The sequence below is a fragment of the Luteimonas wenzhouensis genome (genome assembly GCF_007859305.1).
GTDB lineage: Bacteria > Pseudomonadota > Gammaproteobacteria > Xanthomonadales > Xanthomonadaceae > Luteimonas > Luteimonas wenzhouensis.
On the sequence record NZ_VOHE01000003.1, the window covers coordinates 430478 to 457433 of the forward strand.

The window sequence follows — 26956 nt, forward strand, 5'->3', positions numbered from 1 at the left end:
GCTCAGCGGGCGTGGCCGGGCCGCGGCGCCAGCAGGGTCCGCACCGGAGCGGGAATGCCCAGCGTGCCCAGCTCCGGCGCGGCCACCCAGCGCAGGTCGGCGCGGTCGCGCACCGCCGGCAGCAGGTCCACGCCCTGCCAGGCCAGCGGCTGCAGGTCGAGGCGGTAGTGGGTGAAGGCGTGCGCGACCGGTTCCAGGACGGCCGCGGCGTCGAAGTCGCCGCGCACGTGCCGCTCGAACCAGGCCCGCGCGGCGGCGTGGTCCGGGTGCTCGGGCAGCGACCACAGCGCGGCCCAGATCCCGGTGGGCGGACGCCGCTGCAGGAGCACCCGGCCGTCGCCGTCGCGCAGCAGCAGCGCCAGCGCGCGACGTTCGGGCAGCGGCCGGCCGGGGCGCGGGGTCGGCAGTTCCTGCACCCGGCCCTCGCGCAGCGCCAGGCAGGTGTCCTGCAGCGGGCACAGCGCGCAGGCCGGGTCGTGGCGGGCGCACAGGGTGGCGCCGAAGTCCATCTGCGCCTGGGTGTAGTCGGCCATGCGCCCGTCGGGGACACCGTCGAGGTGGGCCCCGGCCAGCGCCCACAGCCGCTTCTCGACCGCGGGCGCGCCGGGCCAGCCGGCGACCGCATGGACCCGGCACAGGACGCGCTTGACATTGCCGTCGAGGATCGCGGCCCGCTCGCCCCAGGCCTGCGACAGGATCGCGCCGGCGGTGCTGCGGCCGATCCCGGGCAGTGCCAGCAGGGCGTCGAAGTCGCGTGGCAGCTCGCCGCCGTGGCGTTCGACGCACTGCTTCGCGGCGGCGTGCAGGTGGCGGGCGCGGGCGTAATAGCCCAGCCCCGACCACAGCGCGAGCACCTCGTCCAGCGGCGCGCCGGCGAGCGCGCGCACGTCGGGCAGCGCCGCCACGAAGCGCTCGAAGTAGGGCACGACCACGCGCACCTGGGTCTGCTGCAGCATGATCTCCGACAGCCATACCCGGTAGGGCGTGCGCGGATGCTGCCAGGGCAGGTCGTGGCGCCCGGACTGCTCGAACCACTGCAGCAGGCGCGTGGCGAACGTGGCGGCGTGGCTCATGGTGCGTCCCCGAACTCGATCACCACTCCGCGCAGCCGGGCGCCCGAGACCTCGACCGCCTCCGCCTCGAGCCGGCCCTGCAGCGGCGGCAGCGGCGAATGCGGCAGCGGCGAATCGCGCCGCGCGTTCCAGGCCAGCAGCGCGGGCACGTCGAGCCGGCCGTGGAAGCGCACGCCCTCGCGCGCGGCGCGCAGCGCGAGCGGCGAGGACAGGTCGCGCGCGCCACGGTAGTCCAGGCCGAGCGCCAGCGGCACGCCGGGGTCGTCGAGCGGCGGCGGCAGCGCGGGCCAGGCGTCCGGCCAGCGGGCGAGCCGCCCGTCGAGGCGCAGCAGCAGTCTCGCGCCGAGCGCCGCGTGCCCGCGCGCGTGGAGCCGGGGCACCATGCCGTCGCCGCGCAGCACCAGGTGCGCGGGCAGCAGGGTCCACGCGCCATCGTGCGCGCGCAGTGGCCCATGCGCGCCGAGCGTGAAGGATTCGTCGACGGTGGCGGTGGCCAGACGCCCGCTGGCGCCTAGTCGCGCGGGCAGCAGCTGCAGCGTCGGCTCCCAGTGCAGTGCTCCCGAAAGCGCCACCCAGGCCGGCAGGCGCCAGCTGCCGGCGTCGGGCGCGACCACGCCGGCCAGGCCGAAGCCGCGCCCGCTCTCCGGGCGCTGCAGGGTGGCGGCCAGGGAGAACGGCGCGTGCAGCGCCGCGTCGACGTAGCGGCCCGAGGCGCGTGCGCGCAGCGCTGCGTCCGGCGCCAGGCGCGGCACGGACAGGCGCAAGGATTCGATCCGCCAGTCGCCGCCCTCGATGTGCCCGTCATCGGCGCGCAGGCCGCGACCGACCACCGGCATCCGGCCCACGCCCGGGGGCCGCCGGGCCAGCCAGGCCCGCAGCGCGGGCAGGTCGACGCGCGGGGCATCGAGTTCGATCCGGGTGAGATCGAGCCGGTCGCCCAGTCCGCGGACCGTGCGCCAGGGGGCGGTGACCACCACCCGCCGCGCCTGCAGCAGCGCAACCGCGGCGCCCGGTTCACGGACCTCGAGGTCGCGGGCGACGATCCCCGGCAGCGCGCCCAGCTGCAGCGAGGCGCCGCCACGCGCGCGGATCTCCAGACCGGTCGCGGCGCCGATGCGCGAGAGCAGCAGCGAGGCCGCGGGCGCGGAGCCCAGCGCCAGCCACGCGAGCAGGAGCAGGACCGCCACGGCCAGGGCGGTCCACGCCCCGATGCGCGCCCAGCGCCGGCGCGCGCGTGGCGGCACGGCCCGGTCGCGCGCGGCGTTCACCCGCCGAGGCGTTCGGGCAGCAGCGCGTCGACGAACGCGTGGGCGTCGAACACGCGCAGGTCCTCGGGCCGTTCGCCGATGCCGGCGAAGCGGATCGGGATCCCGAACTCGCGCGCCAGCGCGAACACCACGCCGCCCTTGGCGGTGCCGTCGAGCTTGGTCACCACCAGCCCGGTGACGTTGACCGCGTCGTGGAACCGGCGCAGCTGCGCCAGCGCGTTCTGGCCGGTGGTGCCGTCGATCACCATCAGGACCTCGTGCGGCGCGGCCGGGTCGATCTTGCCCAGCACGCGCCGGATCTTGCCCAGCTCGGCCATCAGCCCCTGCTGGGTATGCAGGCGCCCTGCGGTGTCGGCGATCAGCACGTCGGCGCCGCGCGAGCGCGCGGCCTGCAGTGCGTCGAACGCGACCGAGGCCGGGTCGGCGTCCTGGCCCTGGGCGACCACGGTCACGCCGTTGCGTTCACCCCAGGCCTGCAGCTGCGCCACGGCGGCGGCGCGGAAGGTGTCGCCCGCGGCCAGCATCAGCGAACGGCCCTCGTCCTTGAACCGGCGCGCGAGCTTGCCGATGGTGGTGGTCTTGCCGACGCCGTTGACGCCGACGGTGAGGATCACGAACGGCCTGGCCGCCGGGTCGATCTCGAGCGGACGCGCCACCGGTTCGAGCATCGCCACCAGCTCGGCGCGCAGCGCCTCGAGCAGGGCGCCGGTATCGGCGAACTCGCGTGCCTTCATCCGCCCGCGCAGGCGTTCGACCAGTTCGGTGCTGGCGGCCACGCCCACGTCGGCGGTCAGCAGCGCGGTTTCGATCTCGTCGAGCAGGTCGTCGTCCAAGCGCGGATTGCGCGAGAACAGGCTGCCCACGCCACGGGCGAAGGCGCTGCCGCGCAGGCGCTCGCGCCAGCCGGGCTTGCCGGGCGCGGCGGGGGGCGGCTGCGGGGCCTGGGCGCTATCGCGACCGGCCGCCGGTGCGTCGGCCTCCGGCCCGGGAACGTCCGCGGCCACCGGGTCATCGGGCGGAACGGTGGCCGTGGGCACCGCCGCCTCCGCCGCCCCGGTCGCAGCCGGCGTGGGCGTGGGCGGGGGCGTGGGCTGCGGCGGGACGTCGGCCGGATCGGCCTGCGGCGCCGGACGGCCGGCGCCCGGGAACGCGGCGGCAAGTTCCTCGGCGGTGAAGCCGCCCTTGCGCCGTCCGGCGCCGTCCCCGCGCTCGGCAGGGGCGTCGGGCTTCTTGCGGCCGAACAGTCGGATCATCGGACCAGTGGACACCGGGGGGAGGTGGGGGCCGGACATGCTACCACCGGGCCGCGGCGCGCCGGCCGCGCGGGTTCAGCGCACGAGGGCCCGGTAATCGCGTGGCGCCATGCCCACGGTGGCCTTGAACTGGCGGGCGAACGCGCTCTGGTCCGAGAAGCCGCAGGCCTGGCCGATCTCGGCGATCCGGGTGTCGGTGTGCAGCAGGCGCATCGCCTCCTCGATCCGCAGCTTGGTGAGCAGCTGCTGCGGGGTGAGCTGGAACACCCGCTTGAACAGGCGTTCGAGCTGCGCCACCGACACCTCGGCGATGTCGGCCAGGGTCTGCACCCGCAGCGGCGTGTTGTAGTTCGCCTGCATGTGGTCGACCGCGCGCTGCAGGCGGGCGAACGAGGAATGCTGGCGGTCCGGGGCGTCGAGGTCGCGGGAGATGCCCACCAGGCCGGTGACCCGTTCGCCGTCGCGCAGCGGACGCTTGAAGGTGAGGCACCAGCCCGCGGTGCGGTTCGCGTACAGGTGCAGCTCGAGCTGGTTCTCGATCGTCTCGCCCGCCAGTACCCGCCGGTCCTGGACCATGTAGCTGCCGCCGAGCCGGCTGGGGAACACCTGGTCGGCGGTCTTGCCGACCAGGTCCTCGCGGTGGCGGGCGCCGAGCCGGCGCACCAGGGTCAGGTTGACGTGGGTGTAGCGGCCTTCGCGGTCCTTGATGAAGAACACCACGTCGGGCAGTGCGTCGAAGATCGCCTGCAGCTCCGAGGGCGGAAGCGGCGTCTCCACCAACGCATCCGCGTTTGTGCTGCGTTGCGTCACGCGCTTTTGCGAATGAACGGCCATGGCTCCTGCAAAACGGCGATGAGGGGGAATCGCCGCCTTCCGCATTATGCATATTTCAACATCAGACACGGAGAGGTCGTGCTAGCGGGGCCCGCAGCGGCTGCCCGAGAATGGGGCATGGACAGGATCTCCGTCATCGACTCCCACACCGCCGGCGAACCGACCCGGGTCGTGCTGTCCGGATTCCCGGACCTGGGCGCAGGCAGCCTGGCCGAGCGGCGTGCCCGGTTCCGCGCCGGGTTCGACCACTGGCGCAGCGCCATCGCCTGCGAGCCGCGCGGCTCGGACACCATGGTCGGCGCCCTGCTGCAGGAGCCGGTCGACCCGGACTGCTGCGCGGGCGTGATCTTCTTCAACAACGTCGGCTTCCTCGGCATGTGCGGCCACGGCACCATCGGCCTGACCCGCACGCTCGCCCACCTGGGCCGCATCGGCCCGGGCCGGCACCGGATCGAGACGCCGGTGGGCGTGGTCGGGGTCGAGTTGCATGGCGACGGACGGGTCACGATCGACAACGTCGAAAGCTACCGCGCGGCCGCCGCGGTCGAAGTGGAGGTGCCCGGTTACGGCAAGGTCGTGGGCGACGTGGCCTGGGGCGGCAACTGGTTTTTCATCACCGAACATTCGCCCGCGCCGCTGGACTTCGGATACCGCGAGGAGCTGAGCCGGTACACGGTCGCGGTGCTGCGCGCGCTCCATGCGGCGGGGATCACCGGTGACGACGGTGGCGCGATCGACCACGTCGAGATCAGCCGCGAGGCGCCCGACGGCAGCGGCCAGTCGCGCAACTTCGTGATGTGCCCCGGCGGGGCCTACGACCGCTCGCCCTGTGGCACCGGCACCAGCGCCAAGCTCGCCTGCCTGGCCGCGGACGGCAAGTTGGGCGAGGGCGAGACCTGGGTGCAGCAGGGCATTCTCGGCAGCGTGTTCGAGGGCACCTACCGGGCCGGCGGGCGCGGGGTGCTGCCGCGCATCACCGGCCGGGCGTGGATCACCGGCCGTGCCGAAATCCTCATCGAGGCGGACGATCCGTTCGCCTGGGGCATCCGCGGGACGCTGTGACCGGAATGGGCGGCTACGACCTCATCGTCATCGGCGCCGGGATCATCGGCGCCAGCTGCGCCGAGCGGGCGCTGGCCGACGGCCGCCGGGTGGCGATCGTCGAGGCCGGCATCGCCGGGGGCGGGGTCACGGCCGCGTCGATGGGGCACCTGGTGGCGATGGACGACGACCCGGCGGAACTGGCCCTGAGCCGCTATTCGATGCGGCTGTGGGACGCGTTCGAAGGCCTGGAACAGTCCGAATACCGCCGCTGCGGGACGCTGTGGGTGGCGGCGGACGACCGCGAGATGGCCGCGGTCCCGGCCAAGATCGCGCGCCTGCAGGCCGCGGGCGTGCACGCCGAGGCCGTGGACGCCGCCCGGCTGCGCGAACTCGAGCCGATGCTTGCCCCGGGGCTGGCCGGCGGCATGCTGGTGCCCGGCGAAGGCGTGCTGTACCCGCCGCGCGCAGTGGACTGGCTGATGGCGCGCTGCCGCGCCGCGGGCGCGGCGGTACTGCGCCGGCGCGCGCTGCGGCTGGTCGATGGTGGGGTGGAGCTTGACGACGGCAGCGTGTTGCGCGGCCAGGTGCTGGTGGCGGCCGGCCATGCCAGCGCACAGCTGCTGCCGGAACTGCCAATGCACGTGCGTCGCGGCCACCTGGTGGTCACCGACCGCCATCCGGGACTGGTCCGCCACCAGGTGCTGGAGCTGGGCTACGCCGACAGCGCGCACGGCGACGACGACACCAGCGTCGCCTTCAACGTGCAGCCGCGCGCGACCGGGCAGCTGCTGATCGGCTCCTCGCGCGAACGCGACGCCAGCGGCCCGGAGGTCAACCCGCCGGTGCTCGCGCGCATGCTCGAGCGGGCCTTCCGCTACCTGCCGGCGCTGCGTGCGCTGCAGGCGACCCGGGTGTGGACCGGCCTGCGCCCGTGCACCGGCGACGGGCGTCCCTATGTCGGCGCGGTGCCCGGCCGCGCGGGCTGCTGGGTGGCCACCGGGCACGAGGGCCTGGGCGTGACCACGGCGCTGGGCACGGCGCGGCTGCTGCTCGACCTGCTGGCCGGGCGCGCGCCCGGCATCGACCCCTCTCCCTACGATCCGGCGCGGGTGGCGGCATGGGCGCGGTGACCGGCATCGTCCACCTGCGCGTGGACGGGCGCCAGGTCGCGGTCGTGGCCGGCAGCAGCGTGGCCGCGGCGATCGCGCATGCCGGCGCCACCGCACGCGAGTCGGTCACCGGCCAGCGCCGCACCGCGCTGTGCGGCATGGGCGTGTGTTTCGAATGCAGGGCCACCGTCGACGGTCGCGCGCAGCAGCGCACCTGCCTGCTGCCGGTCGCCGAGGGCATGGAGGTGCGGACCCGTGGCTGAGCGCATGCACCGCTGCGACGTGGCCATCGTCGGCGCCGGTCCGGCGGGGCTGTCGGCCGCGCGCGCGGCCGCTTCCCACGGTGCGCGGGTGCTGGTCGTGGACCCACAGGCCGCGCCGGGCGGGCAGGTCTGGCGCCAGGACGTGCGCCACGGGGCGCCCGGTCCGGCGCGCGCGCTGCGCGCCCAGCTGGCGCGGGCGGGCGTGGGCCTGCTGCTGCAGTCGGAGGTAGTCGGGCATTCCGGCAGCCGGCTGTTCCTGCGCAGCGGGCACGAAGCCGCCAGCATCGACTACGGCACCCTGGTGCTGGCCACCGGCGCGCGCGAACTGCTGCTGCCATTCCCCGGCTGGACGTTGCCGGGCGTGACCGGCGCCGGCGGCGCGCAGGCGCTGGCCAAGCAGGGCTGGCCGCTGCGCGACAAGCGCGTGGTGGTCGCGGGGAGCGGCCCGCTGCTGCTGGCCGCCGCGGCCACCCTCAGGCGCCATGGCGCGCGGGTGGTCGGCATCCACGAGCAGGCGTCGCGCCAGGCGGTGGCCGGGTTCGCGGCCGGCCTGTGGCGCTGGCCCGGCAAGCTGCTCCAGGCGGCGCGCCTGCGCGCTGCGCTGTGGGACGTCCCCTACCGCACCGGCAGCCACGTGTTGCGCGCGCTGGGCGGGCACGCCCTGCGCGCGGTCGAACTGAGCCTGGAGGGGCGGGTGGTGACCGTCGACTGCGACCACCTTGCCTGCGGCTTCGGCCTGGTGCCGAACATCGAGCTGGCGCACATGCTCGGCTGCGCACTGCAGGCCGATGGCGCCCACGCGCACGTGCGTGTCGACCAGTGGCAGTGCACCAGCGTGCCGAACGTGTTCGCCGCCGGCGAGGCCTGCGGCATCGGCGGCGTGGACTGCGCCCTGGTGGAGGGCGAGATCGCCGGCCATGCCGCCACCGGCCATGGCAACGCGGCCGGCCGGCTGCAGGCCAGGCGCCGGCGCGCGCGCGGTTTCGCTGCGCGGCTGCGGCGCCACTTCGCGCTCGATCCGGCGCTGCATGCGCTGGCCGGGCCCGACACCATCGTCTGCCGCTGCGAGGACGTCCCGATGTCCGCGCTCGCGGCCTACGCGCCCGGCCGCGAGGCCAGGCTGATGACCCGCTGCGGCATGGGCCCCTGCCAGGGCCGTATCTGCGGCAGCGCGCTCGCCGAGCTGGGGGGCGTGGCCAGGAGTGGCTTCCGCCCCCCGATCTTTCCCGTTCCGCTGGAGGTGCTGGCCGGTTTCGGCGACGCCCATCCAGCGGGTCAATCCCAGGAGTTGTGAAATGAGCAAGAGCATGTGGCAGGGTGTGATCCCCGCGATTACCACCCCCTTCACCGAGGACGGCCAGGTCGACCACGCCTTCCTCGCCAAGCATGCGCAGTGGCAGGTGGAGGCGGGCTGCATCGGCATGGTCCCGCTGGGTTCGCTGGGCGAGAGCGCGACCCTGTCCTTCGACGAGAAGGTGGCCGTGGTGCGCACGCTGGTGAAGGCGCTGGGCGACGTCCCGGTGATCCCTGGCATCGGCTCGCTGTCGACCGGCGAGGCGGTGAAGCTGGCGCAGGCCTGCGAGGCCGAGGGCGCGCGCGGGCTGATGATCCTGCCGGCGTACGCCTATTCCTCGGACTGGCACGAGGCCCGCGCGCATTTCGCGGCAGTGGCCCGCGCCACCCGGCTGCCGATCCTGCTGTACAACAACCCGATCGCCTACAAGACCGACTTCAGCGCCGCGCAGATCGTGGAGCTCGCCAACGAGTTCCCGCAGATCGAGGCGGTCAAGGAGTCCTCGGGCGACATCCGCCGCCTGGCCGGCATCCAGGAACTGTCCGGCGATCGCCTGGTGCTGATGACCGGCATCGACGACGCCATCGTCGAAGGCCTGGCGATGGGCGTCACCGGCTGGATCGCGGGCCAGGTCAACGCCTTCCCGCGCGAGTCGGTGGTGCTGTTCGAGCGCGCCCGCGACGGCGGCTACGCCGCGGTCAAGGAACTGTACGACTGGTTCCTGCCGACCCTGCGCCTGGACACGATTCCCAAGTTTGTGCAGGCGATCAAGCTGACCCAGCAGATGGTGGGCTGGGGCAGCGAGCGGGTGCGCGCGCCGCGCCTGGTGCTGGAAGGCGCCGAGCGCGAGCACGCGGTGCGCGTGATCGAGCAGGCGATCAAGACCCGCCCGGAGCTGTGACGGTGGCCGGACTGCAGCAGGTACTGGTGGGCGGGGCGTGGCGCGATCCGGTCGAACCGGCTGGCGAACTGCGCGCGCACGACCCGGCCACCGGCGAAGCGATCGGTCCGGCCTATCCGGTCAGCGGCCGCCGTGAGGTCGGGGAGGCCGTGGCGGCCGCGATGGCGGTGGCGGAGGAATTCTCCGCCGCCGACCCCGAACGGATCGCCGCCTTCCTCGACGGCTATGCCGCCGGGATCGAGGTCGAGGCCGAGGCGCTGGTGGCGCTGGCGCATGCCGAAACCGGGCTGCCGGCCTCGCCGCGCCTGCGCGAGGTGGAGCTGCCGCGCACCACCGGCCAGCTGCGCCAGGCCGCGCGCGCGGTGCGCGAGTGGAGCTGGGCGCATCCGGTGGTCGACACCGCCACCGGGCTGCGGGCGGCGTTCGGCCCGCTCGGCAAGCCGGTCACGGTGTTCGGCCCGAACAACTTCCCGTTCGCATTCAACGCGATCGCGGGCAGCGATTTCGCCTCGGCGATCGCCGCACGCAACCCGGTGATCGCCAAGGTGCACCCGCTGCACCCGGGCACCAGCGAGAAGCTGGGCCGCATCGCCCATGCCGCGCTGCTCGCCGCCGGCCTGCCCGCCGCCGCGATCCAGCTGCTGTACCGGGTCGATCCGGCGTGCAGCGGCCTGCTGGTGGGGCATGCGGGCATCGGCGGGGTCGGCTTCACCGGCGGGCGTGCCGGCGGGCTGGCGCTCAAGGCCCAGGCCGATGCCGCGGGCGTGCCGTTCTACGCGGAGATGTCCAGCATCAACCCGGTGTTCCTGCTCGACGGCGCGCTGGCTGAACGCGGCGACGCGCTGGCGCAGGAGTTCTTCGCGTCCTGCACCATGGGCAGCGGGCAGTTCTGCACCAACCCCGGCGTGATCGTGCTGCCGCGCGGCGACGCCGGCGACGCCTTCCTCGCCGCGGCGGCGGCGCGCTTCGACGCCGCCCCGGCGCAGGTGCTGTTCTCGGCCGACGGCAAGCGCCACCTGGCCCAAGCGGTCGACGCGCTGCTGGCCGCGGGCGCGTCCCGCGTCGCCGGCGGCGAGGATCCGGACCGCGCGGGCTACTGGGTGCAACCCAAGTTGCTGCAGGTCGACGGCGCGGCGTTCCTGGCCAACCCGGCCGCGCTGCAGACCGAGGCATTCGGACCAGTGAGCCTGGTCGTGCGCAGCGACGGCGCGGCGCAGTCGCAGGCCATCGCCCGCGCGTTCGAGGGCAACCTCACCGCGACCCTCTACCTGGCCGGCGACGGCAGCGACGACGCCGCGGCCGCGGCGCTGGTCCCGCTGCTGCGCACGCGGGTGGGGCGGCTGATCGCGAACCGGATGCCGACCGGCGTGGCGGTCAGCCCGGCGATGAACCACGGCGGCCCGTACCCGGCGACCAGCCATCCGGGCTTCACCTCGGTGGGCATGCCCGGCGCGATCCGGCGCTTCGCCGGCCTGCACAGCTACGACAACGTGCCCGACCGGCTGCTGCCGCCGCTGCTGCGCGACGCCAACCCGACCGGCGCCTGGCGCCTGGTCGACGGCCAGTGGAGCCGCGAGGCCATCGGGGCGCAGGGGTGAGCGCGCAGATCGGCCACCTCGACCGGGAGTCCGCGCTGGCGGGTCTGCGTCCGTGGGCGCAGCCCGCGCCGCCGATTTCCGGCGACGAGTACCAGGCGCGCATCGAGCGCGCGCGGGCGCTGATGCGCGCGCAGGGCGTGGACGCGCTGCTGGTCGGCGCCGGCGCGTCGCTGCGCTACTTCGCCGGCGTGCCCTGGGGCGCCAGCGAGCGCCTGGTGGCGATGTTGCTGACGGCCAGCGGTGATCCGCTGCTGGTGTGCCCGGCGTTCGAGGAAGGCTCGCTCGACGCGGTGCTGCGGGTGCCGGCCGGCAAGCGGCTGTGGGAGGAGCACGAGGACCCCCATGCCCTGGTCGCGCAGGCGATGGCGGAGCGGGGTGCGCGCAGCCTGGCGCTGGACCCGGCCGCGGCCTTCGCCGTGCACACCGGCCTGCGCGCGCACCTGGACGCGTCCGCGATCGTGGATGCGGCCGCCATCATCGACGGCTGCCGCGCGCGCAAGTCCCCGGCGGAGCTGGCGCTGATGCAGCAGGCCTGCGACATGACCCTCCAGGTCCAACGCCTGGCGGCCGGCATCGCCCGCGAAGGTATCGGCACCGACGAGCTGGTGCGCTTCATCGACCAGGCGCACCGCGCGCTCGGCGCCGACGACGGGTCGACCTTCTGCATCGTCCAGTTCGGCCACGCCACCGCGTACCCGCACGGCATCCCCGGCGTGCAGCACCTGCGCGAGGGCGACCTGGTGCTGATCGACACCGGCTGCACGGTCCAGGGCTACCACTCCGACATCACCCGCACCTGGGTGTTCGGCAGGGCCAGCGACGCACAGAAGCGGATCTGGGACCTCGAACACGCGGCGCAGGCCGCCGCGTTCGCCGCGGTGCGCCCGGGCGTGGCCTGCGAGGACGTCGATGCCGCCGCGCGGCGCGTGCTCGAGGCCGCGGGCCTCGGCCCGGACTACCGCCTGCCCGGCCTGCCGCACCGCACCGGCCACGGCTGCGGCCTGGCGATCCACGAGGCGCCCTACCTGGTGCGCGGCAACCGCAGCGCGCTGGAGCCGGGCATGTGCGCCAGCAACGAACCGATGATCGTGGTCCCGGGCCGGTTCGGCGTGCGCCTGGAAGACCACTTCCACGTCACCGAGGAGGGCGCGCGCTGGTTCACCCCTCCGTCGCCGGCGATCGACCGGCCGTTCGCATGACCCCCGCCGACATGGACGTGGCCCCGATCCAACCTTCCATCCGCTGCTGCACCCAACCAGGTGATCCATGTCGCAACAAGGCAAGTTCCGCAAGACCCTCAGCCTGACCGACCTGACCTTCATCGGCCTGGGCTCGATCTTCGGCTCCGGCTGGCTGTTCGCCGCGAGCCACGTGGCCTCGATGGCCGGGCCTGCGGGCATCGTGTCCTGGATCTTCGGCGGCATCGCCGTGTTCCTGCTCGGGCTGGTGTACTGCGAGCTGGGCGCGGCGCTGCCGCGCGCCGGCGGCGTGGTCCGCTATCCCGAGTACTCGCACGGGCCGCTGCTGGGCTCGCTGATGGGCTTCATCACCCTGATCGCGTTCTCCAGCCTGATCGCGATCGAGGCCGTGGCCAGCCGCCAGTACGCGGCGGCGTGGTTCCCGTCGCTGACCCAGGCCGACGGCACCAGCCCGACCCTGCTGGGGTGGATCGTGCAGTTCGGGCTGCTGGTGCTGTACTTCCTGCTCAACTACTTCAGCATCAAGAGCTTCGCGATCTCCAACAACATCGTCAGCATCTTCAAGTTCATGGTGCCGCTGCTGGTGATCGTGCTGCTGCTGTCGCACTTCGACGCGGACAACATGCAGGTCCACGGCTTCGCCCCCAGCGGCATGGCCGGCATCCAGGCGGCAATCTCCACCGGCGGCATCATCTTCGCCTACCTCGGGCTGACCCCGATCGTGTCGGTGGCCAGCGAGGTCAGGGATCCGCAGCGCACGATTCCCTTCGCGCTGATCCTGTCGATCGTGCTGTCGACCGTGATCTACGTGCTGCTGCAGCTGTCGTTCCTGGGCAGCATCCCCGGCGAGCAGCTGGCCAACGGCTGGGCCGGCATCGACAAGCTGTACAGCCTGCCGTACCGCGACATCGCGGTGGTCCTCGGGCTGGGCTGGCTGGCGTGGCTGGTGGTCGCCGACGCGGTGGTCTCGCCCAGCGGCACCGGCAACATCTACATGAGCGCCACGCCGCGGGTGATCTACGGCTGGGCGCGCGGCCTGGGCATCAAGTCGCTGACCAGGGTGGACGCGAAGTCCGGGATCCCGCGGCCCGCGCTGTGGCTGAGCTTCGCGCTGTCGGTGTTCTGGACCCTGCCCTTCCCGTCGTGGGAGAAGCTGATCGGCGTGGTCTCGGCGGCGCTGATGCTCAGCTACGCCGCCGCGCCGGTGGCGGTGGCGGCGCTGCGACGCAGCGCGCCGGGCATGTCGCGGCCGTTCAGGGTGCGCGCGCTGGCGGTACTGGGCCCGCTGTCGTTCATCGTCGCCGCGCTGATCGTGTACTGGTCGCGCTGGGAGACGCTGTCCTGGCTGCTCGGCCTGCAGGTGGTGATGTTCGCCGGCTACGTGCTGTACCGGCTGCCCTCGCGCGAGGGCAGGGCGCAGCTGCGGCGCCAGGTGCAGTGTTCGGCGTGGCTGATCGCGTTCTACCTGATGGTCATGCTGGTGTCGTACCTGGGCTCGTTCGGCGGCATCGGCGCGATTGCCCATCCGTGGGACACGCTGGCGGTCGCGGCGATTGCCTACGCCGTGTATGAATGGGCCGCGCGCGCCGGATTGCGCCGCGAGGAACTCGAGCTGGAGGAAGACGACGGCGCCTGAGGGCACAACCGCGGCGCGTGGCCGCAAGGGAGGAGGCGAGATGGGAAAGACCCTGGTCCTGGTGCTGCTGGCGCTGTGCACGGGCGGGCTGGCGGCGGCGCCGGTGCTGGCCGGCGATCCGCCCCCGGGCGGGCTGCGCGCACAGTGGATCGGGCTGACCCGCGACGTCGCCTGGCCGGCCACGTGGCAGGACGCCGGCCGCTTCCACTACCGCAAGACGGTCGAGGGCGGGTTCGCCTTCTTCGGCTATGAGCTCGATGGCGGACGCAAGGCGCCGGCCTTCGATCATGTCGCGATCGCGCGGGCGCTGGCCGCGGCCGGCGGCGGCGAACACGCGCCCACGCAGCTGCCGTTCGAGCAGTTCCGGTTCGAGGACGACGGCGCGGCGATCGCGTTCTCCACGGACGAGGCGCGCTGGCGCTGCACGCTGGCGCCGGCGGCCTGTGCCAGGGTGCCGCCACGGCCGGGACGGCCACGCGCCTTCGGCGTGGTGCGCGACCTGGCGGTGCCGGCCGACAACCAGCCGCGGCGCTCGCCCGACGGCCGCCACGAGGCGCTGGTGGAGGACGGGCGGGTGCTGGTGCGGCGCGTGGACGATGGCCGCACCGTGTTCCATGCCGCGGCCGCCGACGACGGCCGGTTCGACGATCCGGAGACCATCGTCTGGTCCCCGGATTCGCGCTGGCTCGCGCTCTACCGGGTGCGCCCGGGCGACCGCCGCGAGGTGGTGCGCGTCGAGGCCGCGCCGCGCGACCAGCGCCAGCCGCGGGTGCACGTGCAGCTCTACCCCAAGCCCGGCGACGCGGTGGACATCGAGTCGCCGGTGCTGGTCGACCTGGGCTCGGGCCGGCGCCACGAGATCGACGCGGCCCTGTTCGCCAACCCCTACCGGCTGTCGCCGATCCAGTGGCGGCGCGACAGCGGCAGCTTCGCCTTCGAGGTGGTGCACCGCGGACACCAGCGCGTGGACCTGTTGGCGGTGGACGTGCCCGCGCCCGGCGCCGCGGCGCAGGCGCGGATCGTGGTGGCCGAGCCCAGCGACACCTTCGTCGATACCTGGCGCGGTTTCCGCCACGACGTCGCTGGACTCGGCGAGCAGATCATCTGGCTGTCCGAGCGCGACGGCTGGCGCCACCTCTACCTGTTCGACGGCCGCAGCGGGCAGCTCCGCCACCCGATCACCCGGGGCGAGTGGGTGGTGCGCGAGGTGCTGCACGTGGACGAGGACCGCCGCGAGATCTGGTTCACCGCCAGCGGCGTGGACCCCGGGCGCGATCCTTATTTCCGGCAGCTGTTCCGGGTCGGGTTCGACGGACGCGGCCTGGTGCGCCTGACCGACGCCGACGCCGACCACGATGTGTCGGTCGCGCCCGACGGCCGCCACTTCGTGGTGGTGTATTCGCGCGTGGACATGCCGCCGGTGATGGAGCTGCGGCGCGCCGACGGCGCGCTGGTGGCCCGGGTCGAGCGCGCCGACATCTCGCGCCTGCTGGCCGCCGGCTGGAAGGCGCCCGAGGTGTTCGTGGCCAAGGGCCGCGACGGGGCCACCGACATCTGGGGCCTGGTGGTGCGGCCCCGCGACTACGACCCCGCGCGGCGCTACCCGGTAATCGAGAACATCTACGCCGGCCCGCACGATTCCTTCGTGCCCAAGACCTTCTGGCCGTTCGGCTACCACAGCGGCGGCGACAAGGTGGTGGGCATGCAGGAACTGGCCGACCACGGCTTCATCGTCGTGCAGATCGACGGCATGGGCACCGCCAACCGGTCCAAGGCCTTCCACGACGTGGCCTGGAAGAACCTGGGCGATTCCGGTTTCCCGGACCGCATCGCCTGGCACCGGGCACTGGCCGCGCGCGACCGGTCCTACGACATCTCGCGCGTCGGCATCTACGGCGCGTCGGCGGGCGGGCAGAGCACGCTCGGCGCGCTGCTGTTCCACCCGGAGTTCTACCGCGTCGGCGTGGCCTGGAACGGCTGCTACGACAACCGCATGGACAAGATCAGCTGGAACGAGCAGTGGATGGGCCTGCCCGAAGGCGAGGGCGACCACTACTCGCGCGCCTCCGGCGTGGACAACGCGCACCTGCTGCAGGGCGAGCTGCTGCTGATCGTCGGCGAGCAGGACAGCAACGTCGACCCCGCCTCGACCATGCAGGTGGTCGACGCCCTGGTCCGCGCCGGCAAGGATTTCGACCTGCTCGTGTTCCCCGGCGGCGAGCACACCGTGGGCCGCTCGACCGGCCCGATCGACTATGCCCACCGCCGCCAGGCGGACTTCTTCATCCGCCACCTGCAGGGCGTCCAACCGCCCCGCCGCAACCGCGCCGACGCGCACCCACCGACCATCCGATGATGACCGCAGGAGATCTCCCGATGCGCCCATTCCGCCGTACCCGCACGCACCTCTCCACCCTCGCGCTCTCGCTGTCGCTCGCGCTGGGCGCGGCGGTCCTCCCGGCCGCCGCCCAGGCCGCCCCGGACGCGGGCCAGCTGCCGCCGCCGGCCAATGCTGCCGAGGCAAGGCTGCGCGAGCTCTACGAGGCGGAGTGGCTCTGGCGGCAGCAGGAGTTCGCCCGCGAGCGCATCGACGGCCGCTGGCAGGCCGCCGACCGGCTGCCCTCGGTGACCGCGGGCAGCTGGGCGCGCCGCGCCGCCTACTGGAAGCAGGTGCTTGACGCGCTCGACGCGATCCCGGTCGACCAGCTCGGCCCCGAGGAGCGGATCAACGCCGCCGTGTTCCGGGCCTCGGTCGAGGCGAACCTCAACGGCGCCACCTGGCGCACCTACGAGGCGCCGTTCAACAGCGACACGTTCTTCTGGGGCGGGCTCAACCCGCGCCAGCCCTACCAGAGCGAGGCCGACTGGCGCCGCTTCATCGGCCGCCTGCGCGACGTGGGCCGCTACTTCGACGAGCACATCGCCAATATGGAGGCCGGCCTGGCGCGCGGCTGGAGCGTGCCGCGTTCCTCGGTGGAGGGTCGCGACAAGACCATCGAGCCGTACACGCTGACCTCCGACGACAACCCGTTCCTGGCCACCTTCGCCAACATGCCGGTGACGATCAAGGAGCCGCTGCGCTCGCAGCTGCAGGCCGAGGGCCGCAAGGTGGTGCTCGAGCACGTGGTGCCGGCGTACTCGAAGCTGCTGTCGTTCATGCGCGAGGAGTACCTGCCGCGCACCCGCACCACCACCGCCGCGGCCGACCTCCCGAACGGGCGCGAGTTCTACAGGACCCAGATCAAGGAGTACGTCACCCGCGACATGACCGCGAAGGAGATCCACGAGCTCGGCCTGGCCGAGGTCGAGCGCATCTCCCGCGAAATGCGCGAGGTGATGAAGCGCGCCGGCTTCGAGGGCAGCTTCGAGGAGTTCCTGCAGTTCCTGCGCACCGATCCACAGTTCTACGCGAAGACCCCGAACGAGCTGCTGTACTACACCGCCTGGATCGCGAAGAAGGTCGATGGCGAACTCAAGCATGTGATCGGCACCCTGCCGCGGTACCGCTTCACCATCCTGCCGGTGCCCGACGACATCGCGCCGATCTACACCTCGGGGCGCGGCGGGCTCGACTCGTGCCTGTTCAACACCTACGACCTGCCACAGCGCCCGCTGTACAACCTGCCGGCGCTGGTGGTGCACGAATGCGCGCCAGGCCACAGCTTCCAGGCCGCGCTGGCGCTGGAAGCCCCGGCGCGGCCGGACTTCCGCCAGCAGACCTACTTCTCCGGCTACGGCGAAGGCTGGGGCCTGTACACCGAGTGGCTCGGTACCCTGATGGGGATCTACCAGACCCCGTACGACGACTTCGGCCGCCTGACCTTCGAGATGTGGCGCGCGGCGCGCCTGGTGATCGACACCGGCCTGCACGAGTACGGCTGGACGCGGCAGCAGGCGATCGACTATCTCTCGGCGCACACGGCGCTGGCGCCGCTGGACATCGTCAACGAGATCGACCGCTACATCGCGTGGCCGGGCCAGGCGCTGGCCTACTACATCGGCTACAAGACCATCCGCGACCTGCGCAGCGAGGCCGAGCAGGCGCTTGGCGAGGCCTTCGATCAGCGTCCGTTCCACGACACCATCCTCAACCTCGGCTCGGTGCCGCTGCCGGTGCTGGAAGAGGAAGTGCGCGCGTTCATTTCGAGGCAGAAGGCGGCAGCGACCACCGACTGAGGCTGACGCGGCAAGGGGCGCGGCGCCGCAGCGTGTCCGCGTCCGGAAACACGTGCCGCCGCGGTGCGCCGCGGCGGTGGTCGGTGTACTCGCAGCACCAGCGTATGGCGCCTGTGAAAGCTGTCTGCTGGATATCGCGCTGCACCATTATTGTGCGGATTTCAACACCCGATCCCGTCATTCGACCCAAGACCTGCGTGGCTGCTGGCATCGCGGTCGGAATCATGGAAGGGTCACTGCGGGATCTGCGGGGGAAGGTGCGCAGATGGACATCGACGTCCCGCGTCTGGATCGCCCGGCCCTTTCGACGGCCGTCGATGGCGGCGCCTCCGATGGTATGTCCGGTCTTGAATTGCTCTGGAGAATCAACATGAACGACGCAACCCGTATCGTGCTTCCAACCTCCGCTTGCGGCCGCGCGGGATCGCTCGCGTATCGCCTGCGCCCGCTGGCGCTCGGCATCGCGGCCGCGGTCGTGTCCATCGGAATGGGCATCCCGCAGGCCATGGCGCAGGACGTGCAGTCGACCGGAGACGAGAGCGTCGAGGCCAGGACGCTGGACAACGTGGTCGTGACCGGGTCGCGCATCCGCCGCCAGGAGGGCGTGGAAGGGCCGACGCCGTTGACGGTGCTCGACGCCGAGCAGATCCGCGCCTCCGGCCATACCGAGATCGCCGACGTCGTCAACCAGTTGCCCAGCCTGGCCTACACGCAGACCGACCAGACCAGCAACCTGGCGGGCAACCCCGGCATCAATGCGCTGGACCTGCGCGGCATGGGGACCCAGCGCACCCTGGTGCTGGTGGACGGACGACGGCAGGTGCCGTCCATCCCGGGCACGTCCGCGGTCGACCTCAGCGTGCTCCCCTCGAGCCTGATCGAGCGTGTCGAGATCATCACCGGCGGCGCTTCGGCGCTGTACGGCGCCGATGCGGTCAGCGGCGTGGCCAACTTCATCCTGAAGAAGGATTTCGACGGGCTGGACGCCAGCATCCGCTACGGGAATTCAAGCCGCGGCGACATGGCCAGCTACAGCGGCGACGTCCTGTTCGGAACCAACTTCGCCGACTATCGCGGCAACTTCACCGTCTTCGGCTTCGTCGAAAAGCAGTCCGATACGGTGTCGGGACAGGACCGTCCGTGGACCGCGGGCGGCTATCCGTTCTACACGCGCGCAAACCCGGACCAGAGATACGGGATCTCCGACGGGAACCACAACATCTACAACTCCCCCGATGCGCAGGTGATCCTGGGGGGAGTGCACTACGCGGTCGGCGCCGACGGCAGCCTGCGTGCGCCGAACCTGGGGCCGGGTGGCTATGTCAACGCCAGCCCGCCAAACATGGCTGATCCTGCCGCCGCGCTCAACGCGCTGGTGACCGATGGTGGCGAGTACGGCGGACGCTACGACTCCTGGTACCTGATGGTGCCGTCCGATCGCATGGCGGCCCGCGCGTCGCTGGACTTCGAGTTCAGCCCGGCACTGAGGCTGTTTGCCAGCATCGGCTATTCGGGCACCGATTCGCAGTCGGCAGCCCGCGCGCTCAGCGCCTACGGAACCGAGATGGTGCCGGCCGACAGTCCGTTCATCACCGCGGAGATGATCGCCGCCAACGGCGGACCGATCGCCGGGGGAGTCAACTTCGCCCGCCACTTCGACCTGGAGGCAGGCACCGCGCACAGCGAGTACCGGCGCAGGCTGCTCCAGGGCGTGGTCGGGCTGCAGGGCGACTTCGAGTTCCTGTCGCGCCCCTGGAACTATTCCGGCTACTACTCCCACGGGCGCACGCGCCAGCGCGTTCGCGCTGTCGACAGCATCGCCCACGACCGCTACCTGCTGGGGCTCGATTCGACCACCGACGCCAGCGGCAGCCCGGTGTGCCGGAGCACGCTGTCCGATCCCGGCAACGGCTGCGTCCCGATCAATCCGTTCCGGCGACTGGGCGCGCAGGAGCTCGCATACCTGCAGTACACCTCGGACTGGTCCAGCACGACCATGACCCAGCAGGTCCTCTCGGCCTATGCCTCCGGCGGCGTGTTCGACATGCCCGGCGGCGAGGCCAAGGTCGTGGTCGGCGGCGAGTACCGCAAGGAGCGCAACGATATCGGCGCCATTCCCCAGTACGATCCGGGCAGTCCGCTGTACGACCCCAGCATCGGCGCGGTCCAGCTGCCGCTGGTCGGCGACTACAGCGTGAAGGAAGCCTTCGGTGAACTGTACCTGCCGCTGCTGAGCGACCTGCCCTTCGCCAGCCGACTGGCGCTGGACGTCGCCGGGCGCGTGTCCGACTACAGCACCGCCGGCCGCACCAACACCAGCAAGTTCGGGCTGGAGTGGGCGCCGATCGACGACCTCACGTTCCGGGGCACCTACGGCAAGGCCGTGCGTGCGCCGAACATCGGCGAGATGTTCACCGCCCGCAGCGTCGGCGGACTGTGGATCAACGATCCGTGCAACAGCTGGAACCTGGAGTACCGCAGCGACCGGACCGAATACACCGCCGCCAACTGCGCGGTCCTCGCCCCGTCCGACGTCGACACCTTCTGGCTCTGGCGCGACATCATCAGCACCGGCAACCTCGACCTGGAGCCGGAGACCGCCAAGACGTTGACCGCCGGGTTCGTGCTCACTCCGCGGTTCCTGCGGAGCCTCACCGTGACGGCCGACTACTACCGCATCGACCTGCGTGGGGCGATCGACTCCTTCCCGGCGCAGACCATCATCAACAAGTGCGTGGACGCGCCGACCCTGGATAACATCTTCTGTCCGCTGGTGACGCGCGACGCCGATGGCAACCTGTTCGAGATCGTCACGCAGAAGCTGAACCTAGCCCAGTACGTCACCCGCGGCATCGACATCGGCGTGCACTACCGCCACGACCTGACCGGCAGGTGGGGCGACAAGGCCGGATCGGTCTCCTTCGACACGAACTATGGCCGCCTGCTCAACCGCGACTACACCCTGGACCCGGATGCGCCCGACGAGGTCATCCAGTTTGCCGGCACCTTCGGCTCGCCGCAGTGGAAGGGCGTGTCCCGCCTGAGCTGGTCCAACGACAGGGGCGGCGCGACGTGGACGCTGCGCCACTTCTCGAAGATGCGCAACAGCAGCCAGATCACGGAAGAGGACTACGAGAAGGTCTGGTCCGGCACCATGTTCTACAGCAACGTCTCGGGCTGGTTCCGGATCGGTCGCGGCGTGGACGTCTTCGCCGGGTTGAACAACGTCTTCGACCGCGCGCCGCCGCGCATCCCCGGCGCCGAGGCCGGCGGTGCGAACTTCGAGCTGAGCTACCAGGCGGGCGTCTACGACGTCATCGGGCGGACGTACCACGCTGGCGTGAGGATCTCGATGTGATGCCGTCGCCGCTGGTGGCGGCGCTGCTGCTGTCCAGCGTCGCGCTGGCCGCGACGGGGGCGCCGCCAGAGCGCGCGCGGGTGGGGCCGCCGCCGGCGTCCCTGGGGCTGGACCCGTTCTATGCCAAGCATCTCGATGCCGGTGGCATCCCGGTGGTGTCCTCGGCCCGCGTCGAGGACGCCACCCTGCAGGTCGCGCGCGAACTGATCGACGGCATGCTGGCCGAACGCCCGGACCTGCGCCGGTCGATGGTCGCTGACGGCGTGCGCGTGGGCGTGATGGCCATCGACGAGTCCACCACCGACCTGCCCGAACAGCGCCACTGGAAGAAGCCGGCGCCCGACGATCCGCGGCTGACGCCCTGCGAACGCAAGCACTACGACCGGATCGCCGCGATGAGCGATCGCGAATACTGGGACAGCCGGGCCCGCGGCATGGGCGGGCGCTACACGACGGGGGCGGAGGAGAACCTGCGCGGCGTTCCCGATACCCGGTATTTCGGCGAGAACATCCTCGTCCACGAGCTGGCGCATGCGGTCCTCTATGCCGTCCAGCGGGCCGATCCTGCGCTGTACCGGCGGGTGGAGGAGGCCTACGCGAACGCCATGGACGCGGGGCTGTGGCGCGGGGACTACGCGGCCGTGACCGTGCAGGAGTACTGGGCCGAGGGCACGCAGTTCTGGTTCAACTCGAACAAGCTGTCCAGGGGCGAGGACCGAGAAGTGCTGTCGGCCGACGACCTGCAGGCCTACGACCCTGCGCTGTACGCAGTGCTGGGCGAGGTGTACAGCCATCGGCAACGCCTGGATGCGGACGTCTACTACCGGCATCCGGCGCGGTCGCGGATCGCAGCGCGGGCCGCGGGAAGCGACTGCTGACATCGGGCTTGCCGGCCACCCGGCGCCACCCAGGTGACGAGCCGCCGCGGCACCCATGCCGCGGTGGCCGTTTTCGCGCGCAGAACATGCGGGTCCGGCGGCCACGCGCGGGCGAAACCCCTCCCGCGCGCTATCGCACTGCACAACAATTGTGCGGATTTCCACATCCAATTCCGTCAATCAACACAAGACCCGGCGGGGGCTGGCGACGAGACTGGAATCACGGAAGTAACACACAGCTGCGCATCAAGCAGTGGCAATGGACTGCGGATGCGATCCGGTAGGGACGCACGCGGGTCGATCGTCTACGTGCGATTTCCTGCATCGGCAGGGGGTCGCCAAGCCACCAGAATCGGGGAAGCGCCATGACCGTAGCCACCTCTTCCATCCAGCGCCCTGGCACAGCCAGGCCGCAGCACCCTCAACTGCCGCCCGTCCGCCGCCTCGCCGCGTCGCTGGCCCTGGCCATGCTCGGCGGTGCGTTCGCCGCGGCCCCGGCCGTCGCCCAGGAGCAGGGCGAGGACGCCTCCGCCTCCGCCCAGACCGCGGTCAGCCTGGACACGGTGACGGTCACCGGCTCGCGCCTGATGCGCAAGGACCTGAGCGCGCCCAGCCCGACCACGGTCGTCTCGCGCGAGGAGATCGCCCATTCGGGCAGCGCGACCATCGAGACCGTGCTCAACGAGTTCCCGCAGCTGGCCGCGGGCAACACCTCCAACGTCAACAACGGCGGCGGCTCCGGCGTGCTGACCGCGAACCTGCGCGGCCTCGGCGCGACCCGCACGCTCACCCTGGTCAACGGCCGCCGCTTCACGCCCGCGAATTCCGACGGCGTGGTCGACCTGGCCAGCATCCCCGACGCGCTGGTCGAGAACGTCGAGATCATCACCGGCGGCGCGTCGGCCGTGTACGGCTCGGATGCGATCGCCGGCGCGGTCAACTTCATCCTGCGCAAGGACTTCGAGGGCCTCGAGGCGACCTATACCCGCGGCGAGACCGCCGAAGGCGACGGTACCTACGACAAGTTCGACCTGACCATCGGCGGCAACTTCGCCGACGGCCGGGGCAACGCGGTGCTGTCGATCAGCCGCACCGACCGCGAACCGGTCCTGCAGGCGGACCGCGAGTTCTCGCGGGTGCCGCTCGACACCGTCGGCGGCCGGCTGGTCCCGGGCGGCTCGGGTTCGATCCCGGGCACCCGCATCGGCCTGAGCGGCCCGCAGCTCGAGTCGCTGGTCGGGGTCGACCTCTCGCCGTCCGGCGCGTGCACCGCGATCAACGGCATCCGCTTCGGCGAGGGCGGCGTGCCGCTGCCGTACTGCGCGCCCGAGGACGCGTACAACTACGCCGACCTGAACTACCTGCAGCGCCCGCTCGAGCGCACCCAGGTCAGCGCCCTGGCGCACTTCCGCGTCAGCGACTCGGTCGAGGCCTACGGCGAGGCCTACTACTCCAACAGCCGCAACCAGTACCAGCAGGCGCCGGACTCCTTCACCCCGCTCACGCCCGGCGCCGGTTCTTCGACCCTGCTGGTGCCCAACTACGCCAACAACCCGGTGCTGCTGCCGGCAGTGCGTGAGTTCTTCGCCAACAACGCCCACATCTTCGACCCGGACGGCGACGGCACCGCGGCGATCGTGGGCGCCGGCCGCCGCGCCGACGAGCTCGGCCCGCGCTACTACACCTACGAACGCTCCAGCTACAACCTGGTCGGCGGCCTGCGCGGCGAGTTCGAGGCCGGCGGCGGGCACTGGTGGCGCTGGGACGCCTTCGTCCAGGAGCAGCGCAACCGCACCGACACGGTCAACAACAACCAGATCAACCAGGCGCGCCTGGCCCAGGCGCTCGATGCGGTGGTGGTCGACGGCAACCTGGTCTGCGCCAACACCGCCAGCGGCTGCGTGCCGGCCAGCATCTTCGGCCTGGGCTCGATCAACGCCGACGCGGCCGCGTTCCTGACCCCAGAGCGCGCCAGCCGCGACATCTTCGACCGCACCATCGTCGGCGCGAGCATGAGCGGCACGATGTTCGACCTGCCCGCCGGCTCGGTCTCGCTGGCATTCGGCGCCGAGTACCGCAAGGACGAGTATGCGTTCCAGCCCAGCGCGATGGACGTGTCCGGCGACTACGGCGCGGTGTCGCAGACGCCGATGTCAGGCGAGTACAGCGTGCGCGAGGTGTTCGCCGAGTTCCGGGTGCCGCTGCTGGCCGGCGCGCGCTTCGCCCACGACCTCGCGATCGAGGGCGCGGCGCGCTACTCCGACTACTCCACTATCGGCGGCGTCAACACCTGGAAGCTGGGCGCCGAATGGGCACCGACCGACTGGATGCGCCTGCGCAGCGCGTACAACGTGGCGATCCGCGCGCCCAACATCAACGAACTCTACTCGCCGCAGGCGCGCGGCTTCACCGCCGGCGTCGATCCGTGCACCGTGGCGGCCAATCCGACCCCGGCGCAGCGCGAGCTCTGCATCCAGCAGGGCGTGCCCGCGGCCGACATCGACACCTTCACCCAGGCATCGGTCGGCTTCGAGCGGACCACGGGCGGCAATCCCAACCTCGACGAGGAAACCTCCAAGACCTTCACCTTCGGCGCGGTGTTCTCGATCCCCGCGATCGAGGGCCTGAACTTCGCGGTCGACTACTTCCAGGTCGAGGTCGAGGACGCGATCACCAGCATCAGCGCCAACCAGATGCTGAGCGACTGCTTCAGCCGCCTGGATCCGGATTCGCCGAGCTGCCAGGCCATCGTGCGCCTGCCCAACGGCCAGATCGACGACGTCCGCTCGACCCTGCAGAACATCGGCCTGCTCAAGGCGAGCGGGCTCGACTTCCAGGCCGACTACCGCTTCCCGGTCTCGTGGGGCCTGGGCGGGAACGAGGGCCAGGTGTCGCTGACCCTGCTCACGAGCTGGCTGTTCGAGCGCTCGATGCAGGTGATCGCCGACCAGGGCGAGGTCGATTGCGCCGGCTTCATGGGCGGCGGCTGCGGCGGCGGCACCGGCAACATCCTGATCCCGGACCTGAAGGTGAACTTCTCGGCCGGCTACCGCAGCGGCCCGCTGTCGGCCCGGCTGCAGGCCAGGATGATCAACGACTTCCGGCTGCGGGAGGGCATCACCGCCGCGGTCCAGGAGTCGCCGCGGACGTGGTACTTCGACGCCAACGCCAGCTACGACGTGACCGGGAAGCTGCAGCTGTTCGGCGGCGTCGACAACCTGTTCGACCGCGATCCGCCGCTGCTGGGCACCGCCCTGGCGGGCGACGCCAACACCGACGTCGGCGTCTACGACGTGCTCGGACGGCGCTACTTCGTGGGTGTGCGCCTGAAGTTCTGACCGGGTCGGGGGGGCCGCGCGCGGCCCCCTCCCTTCGTTTCCACGCGAACCGCCGCCGCCTCCTCCCCGAACTCCCCGGCGGCGGCGGTTCCATTTCCCATCGCCATCGGAGGTCGACTTGATCCGCCTGGTCCGTTTCCTGTGTTGCGCGTTCGCGCTGGCCATGGCGCCGGCGGCGGCCGCGCCCGATTCGCGTGCGCAGATCCCGGCGCGCGACGCCGGCGAAGGGCCCTACGAGCGCCTGGTGATCCGCAACGTGAACGTGATCGACGGGACCGGTGCGCCGATGCAGGGCCCGTTCGACGTGGTGGTCGTGCGCGACCGGATCGCGGAGATCGTGCCGATCGGCGCCCCGGGGGCGATCGTGCCGTCGCGGCGGGCCGCGGCGGGCGACCGCGAGATCGATGGCACCGGCTTCACCCTGATGCCCGGGTTCGTCGACACCCACGTCCACCTGCACACGCTCGACGACGGCCAGGGCGTGCCCCCGGAATACGTGCTCAAGCTGTGGATGGCGCATGGCGTGACCAGCGTGCGCGAGCTGGGCAGTGGCCGCCCGATCGAGTGGCTGGTCGACGTCAAGCGGCGCAGCGAGCGCAACGAGATCGTCGCCCCGCGCATCGACGTCTATCCGTTCTTCAACGCCATCCAGCCCGGGATCAACGACGCGGACACCGCGCGCCAGGCGGTCCGCAACGCCCGCCGCCGCGGCGCCGACGGCATCAAGTTCATCGGCTCGATCCCGGAGGACGTGCTCTACGCCGCCCTGGACGAGGCCGAGGCGATCGGCATGCGCACCACGATGCACCACGCCCAGCAGCTGGTGGCGTACGCCAACGTGCTGCAGACCTCGGCGCGCGGCCTCGACTCGATGGAGCACTGGTACGGCCTGCCCGAGGCCATGTTCACCGACCGCCGGCTGCAGCGCTGGCCGGCGGAGTTCAACAACACCGATGAGCAGATGCGCTTCGCCGAGGCCGGGCGGCTGTGGGAACAGGCGGCCGAGCCGGGCTCGCCGCGCTGGAACGAGGTGATGGAGACCCTGCTCGAGCGCGGCTTCGGCCTCAGCCCGACCTTCACCGCCTACCTGGCCAGCCGCGACCTGATGCGCATGACCAACGCCACCTGGCACGCGCAGTACACGATGCCGGCGCTGTGGGACTTCTACCGCCCCAGCCGCCTGCACCACGGCTCCTACTGGTTCGACTGGACCACCGAGTTCGAGATGGACTGGAGGCGCAACTACCGGCTCTGGATGCAGTTCGTGAACGAGTACAAGAACCGCGGCGGGATGGTCGGCATCGGCAGCGACTGCGGCTACATCTACAACCTGTACGGCTTCGGCTACGTGCAGGAGATGGAGCTGCTGCGCGAGGCCGGGTTCAGCCCGCTCGAGGTGATCCACGCCGCCACCGGCATGGGCGCGAGGATCCTCGGGCGCGAAGACAGCGTCGGCAGCGTGCGCGTCGGCCGCAAGGCCGACCTGGTGCTGGTGCGCGGCAACCCGCTGGCCAACCTCAAGCTGCTGTTCGGTACCGGCACCATCCGCCTGGACGACGACGACCGCGTCGAGCAGGTCGGCGGCGTCGACTACACGATCAAGGACGGCATCGTCTACGATGCCGCGGCGCTGCGCGCGGACGTGCGCGCGATGGTCCGCGAGGCCAAGGCCGCGCGCGGCCTGCCGGACGGGCCGATGCCGCTGGTCGCGGCCCCGCACGCGGAGCACTGAGC

18 protein-coding genes are annotated in these 26956 nt (G+C 71.9%); 14 read left to right on the forward strand and 4 right to left on the reverse strand.

The features are described from left to right. Positions 1-2: 2 nt before the first annotated feature. The 4 genes from mutY to FQY79_RS08380 form a co-directional block, all read right to left on the reverse strand. Positions 3-1073 (reverse strand): A/G-specific adenine glycosylase, encoded by a 1071-nt coding sequence (gene mutY / locus FQY79_RS08365; RefSeq protein ID WP_146312441.1) that lies wholly within the window; start codon positions 1071-1073, stop codon positions 3-5. Next, complete coding sequence (locus FQY79_RS08370; protein ID WP_146312442.1) at positions 1070-2260, reverse strand: AsmA family protein; 1191 nt, start codon at positions 2258-2260, stop codon at positions 1070-1072. The genes mutY and FQY79_RS08370 overlap by 4 nt, the downstream gene beginning before the upstream one ends. Before the next feature lie 77 nt (positions 2261-2337). Next, positions 2338-3594, reverse strand: coding sequence for a signal recognition particle-docking protein FtsY (ftsY, locus tag FQY79_RS08375; RefSeq protein WP_146312443.1), 1257 nt, complete (start codon positions 3592-3594; stop codon positions 2338-2340). Between the two features lie 75 nt (positions 3595-3669). Continuing rightward, positions 3670-4428 carry an AraC family transcriptional regulator gene (locus FQY79_RS08380; protein ID WP_146312444.1) on the reverse strand — a complete coding sequence of 253 codons (759 nt, stop codon included), beginning with the start codon at positions 4426-4428 and terminating at the stop codon, positions 3670-3672. A gap of 117 nt (positions 4429-4545) precedes the next feature. Here FQY79_RS08380 and FQY79_RS08385 point away from each other — a divergent pair, with 117 nt between their 5' ends. The 14 genes from FQY79_RS08385 (at position 4546) to FQY79_RS08450 (ending at position 26954) form a co-directional block, all read left to right on the forward strand. Further along, positions 4546-5490, forward strand: coding sequence for a proline racemase family protein (locus FQY79_RS08385; RefSeq protein WP_146312445.1), 945 nt, complete (start codon positions 4546-4548; stop codon positions 5488-5490). A gap of 5 nt (positions 5491-5495) precedes the next feature. Further along, the gene (locus FQY79_RS08390) at positions 5496-6602 is read left to right on the forward strand and encodes an NAD(P)/FAD-dependent oxidoreductase (RefSeq protein WP_146312446.1); all 1107 of its coding nucleotides are present in this window, start codon (positions 5496-5498) and stop codon (positions 6600-6602) included. Further along, entirely contained in the window at positions 6599-6844 is a 246-nt protein-coding gene (locus tag FQY79_RS08395; protein WP_146312542.1) for a 2Fe-2S iron-sulfur cluster-binding protein, read from the forward strand. The genes FQY79_RS08390 and FQY79_RS08395 overlap by 4 nt, the downstream gene beginning before the upstream one ends. Further along, positions 6837-8138, forward strand: coding sequence for an FAD-dependent oxidoreductase (locus FQY79_RS08400; RefSeq protein ID WP_186759872.1), 1302 nt, complete (start codon positions 6837-6839; stop codon positions 8136-8138). The genes FQY79_RS08395 and FQY79_RS08400 overlap by 8 nt, the downstream gene beginning before the upstream one ends. Before the next feature lies 1 nt (position 8139). Further along, positions 8140-9039: a dihydrodipicolinate synthase family protein gene (locus FQY79_RS08405; protein WP_146312447.1), complete on the forward strand. Its 900-nt coding sequence runs from the start codon at positions 8140-8142 to the stop codon at positions 9037-9039. Next, positions 9036-10637: an aldehyde dehydrogenase family protein gene (locus tag FQY79_RS08410; RefSeq protein WP_186759874.1), complete on the forward strand. Its 1602-nt coding sequence runs from the start codon at positions 9036-9038 to the stop codon at positions 10635-10637. The genes FQY79_RS08405 and FQY79_RS08410 overlap by 4 nt, the downstream gene beginning before the upstream one ends. Then, on the forward strand, positions 10634-11836 hold the full coding sequence (locus tag FQY79_RS08415; RefSeq protein WP_146312449.1) for a M24 family metallopeptidase: 1203 nt from the start codon (positions 10634-10636) through the stop codon (positions 11834-11836). The genes FQY79_RS08410 and FQY79_RS08415 overlap by 4 nt, the downstream gene beginning before the upstream one ends. A 67-nt stretch (positions 11837-11903) precedes the next feature. Further along, entirely contained in the window at positions 11904-13472 is a 1569-nt protein-coding gene (locus FQY79_RS08420; RefSeq protein ID WP_146312450.1) for an APC family permease, read from the forward strand. A gap of 40 nt (positions 13473-13512) precedes the next feature. Then, on the forward strand, positions 13513-15828 hold the full coding sequence (locus FQY79_RS08425) for a S9 family peptidase (RefSeq protein ID WP_146312451.1): 2316 nt from the start codon (positions 13513-13515) through the stop codon (positions 15826-15828). 20 nt (positions 15829-15848) lie between these two features. Then, the gene (locus FQY79_RS08430) at positions 15849-17648 is read left to right on the forward strand and encodes a DUF885 domain-containing protein (protein ID WP_146312452.1); all 1800 of its coding nucleotides are present in this window, start codon (positions 15849-15851) and stop codon (positions 17646-17648) included. A 370-nt stretch (positions 17649-18018) separates the two neighbouring features. Continuing rightward, positions 18019-21006: a TonB-dependent receptor plug domain-containing protein gene (locus tag FQY79_RS08435; RefSeq protein WP_246123045.1), complete on the forward strand. Its 2988-nt coding sequence runs from the start codon at positions 18019-18021 to the stop codon at positions 21004-21006. Beyond that, the gene (locus FQY79_RS08440; RefSeq protein ID WP_222434259.1) at positions 21006-21884 is read left to right on the forward strand and encodes a hypothetical protein; all 879 of its coding nucleotides are present in this window, start codon (positions 21006-21008) and stop codon (positions 21882-21884) included. Before FQY79_RS08435 ends, FQY79_RS08440 begins: the two co-directional genes overlap by 1 nt. A gap of 365 nt (positions 21885-22249) precedes the next feature. After that, positions 22250-25222, forward strand: coding sequence for a TonB-dependent receptor domain-containing protein (locus tag FQY79_RS08445; RefSeq protein ID WP_146312453.1), 2973 nt, complete (start codon positions 22250-22252; stop codon positions 25220-25222). A 118-nt stretch (positions 25223-25340) separates the two neighbouring features. After that, positions 25341-26954 (forward strand): amidohydrolase family protein, encoded by a 1614-nt coding sequence (locus tag FQY79_RS08450; RefSeq protein WP_222434260.1) that lies wholly within the window; start codon positions 25341-25343, stop codon positions 26952-26954. Positions 26955-26956 lie beyond the last annotated feature (2 nt).

Coding starts and splice junctions, on each gene's coding strand:
- ftsY (WP_146312443.1), bottom strand. CDS start 3,594: ATGATCCGACTGTTCGGCCGCAAGAAGCCCGACGCCCCTGCCGAGCGC.
- FQY79_RS08435 (WP_246123045.1), top strand. CDS start 18,019: ATGAACGACGCAACCCGTATCGTGCTTCCAACCTCCGCTTGCGGCCGC.
- FQY79_RS08425 (WP_146312451.1), top strand. CDS start 13,513: ATGGGAAAGACCCTGGTCCTGGTGCTGCTGGCGCTGTGCACGGGCGGG.
- FQY79_RS08385 (WP_146312445.1), top strand. CDS start 4,546: ATGGACAGGATCTCCGTCATCGACTCCCACACCGCCGGCGAACCGACC.
- mutY (WP_146312441.1), bottom strand. CDS start 1,073: ATGAGCCACGCCGCCACGTTCGCCACGCGCCTGCTGCAGTGGTTCGAG.
- FQY79_RS08420 (WP_146312450.1), top strand. CDS start 11,904: ATGTCGCAACAAGGCAAGTTCCGCAAGACCCTCAGCCTGACCGACCTG.
- FQY79_RS08430 (WP_146312452.1), top strand. CDS start 15,849: ATGCGCCCATTCCGCCGTACCCGCACGCACCTCTCCACCCTCGCGCTC.
- FQY79_RS08440 (WP_222434259.1), top strand. CDS start 21,006: ATGCCGTCGCCGCTGGTGGCGGCGCTGCTGCTGTCCAGCGTCGCGCTG.
- FQY79_RS08390 (WP_146312446.1), top strand. CDS start 5,496: ATGGGCGGCTACGACCTCATCGTCATCGGCGCCGGGATCATCGGCGCC.
- FQY79_RS08405 (WP_146312447.1), top strand. CDS start 8,140: ATGAGCAAGAGCATGTGGCAGGGTGTGATCCCCGCGATTACCACCCCC.
- FQY79_RS08380 (WP_146312444.1), bottom strand. CDS start 4,428: ATGGCCGTTCATTCGCAAAAGCGCGTGACGCAACGCAGCACAAACGCG.
- FQY79_RS08445 (WP_146312453.1), top strand. CDS start 22,250: ATGACCGTAGCCACCTCTTCCATCCAGCGCCCTGGCACAGCCAGGCCG.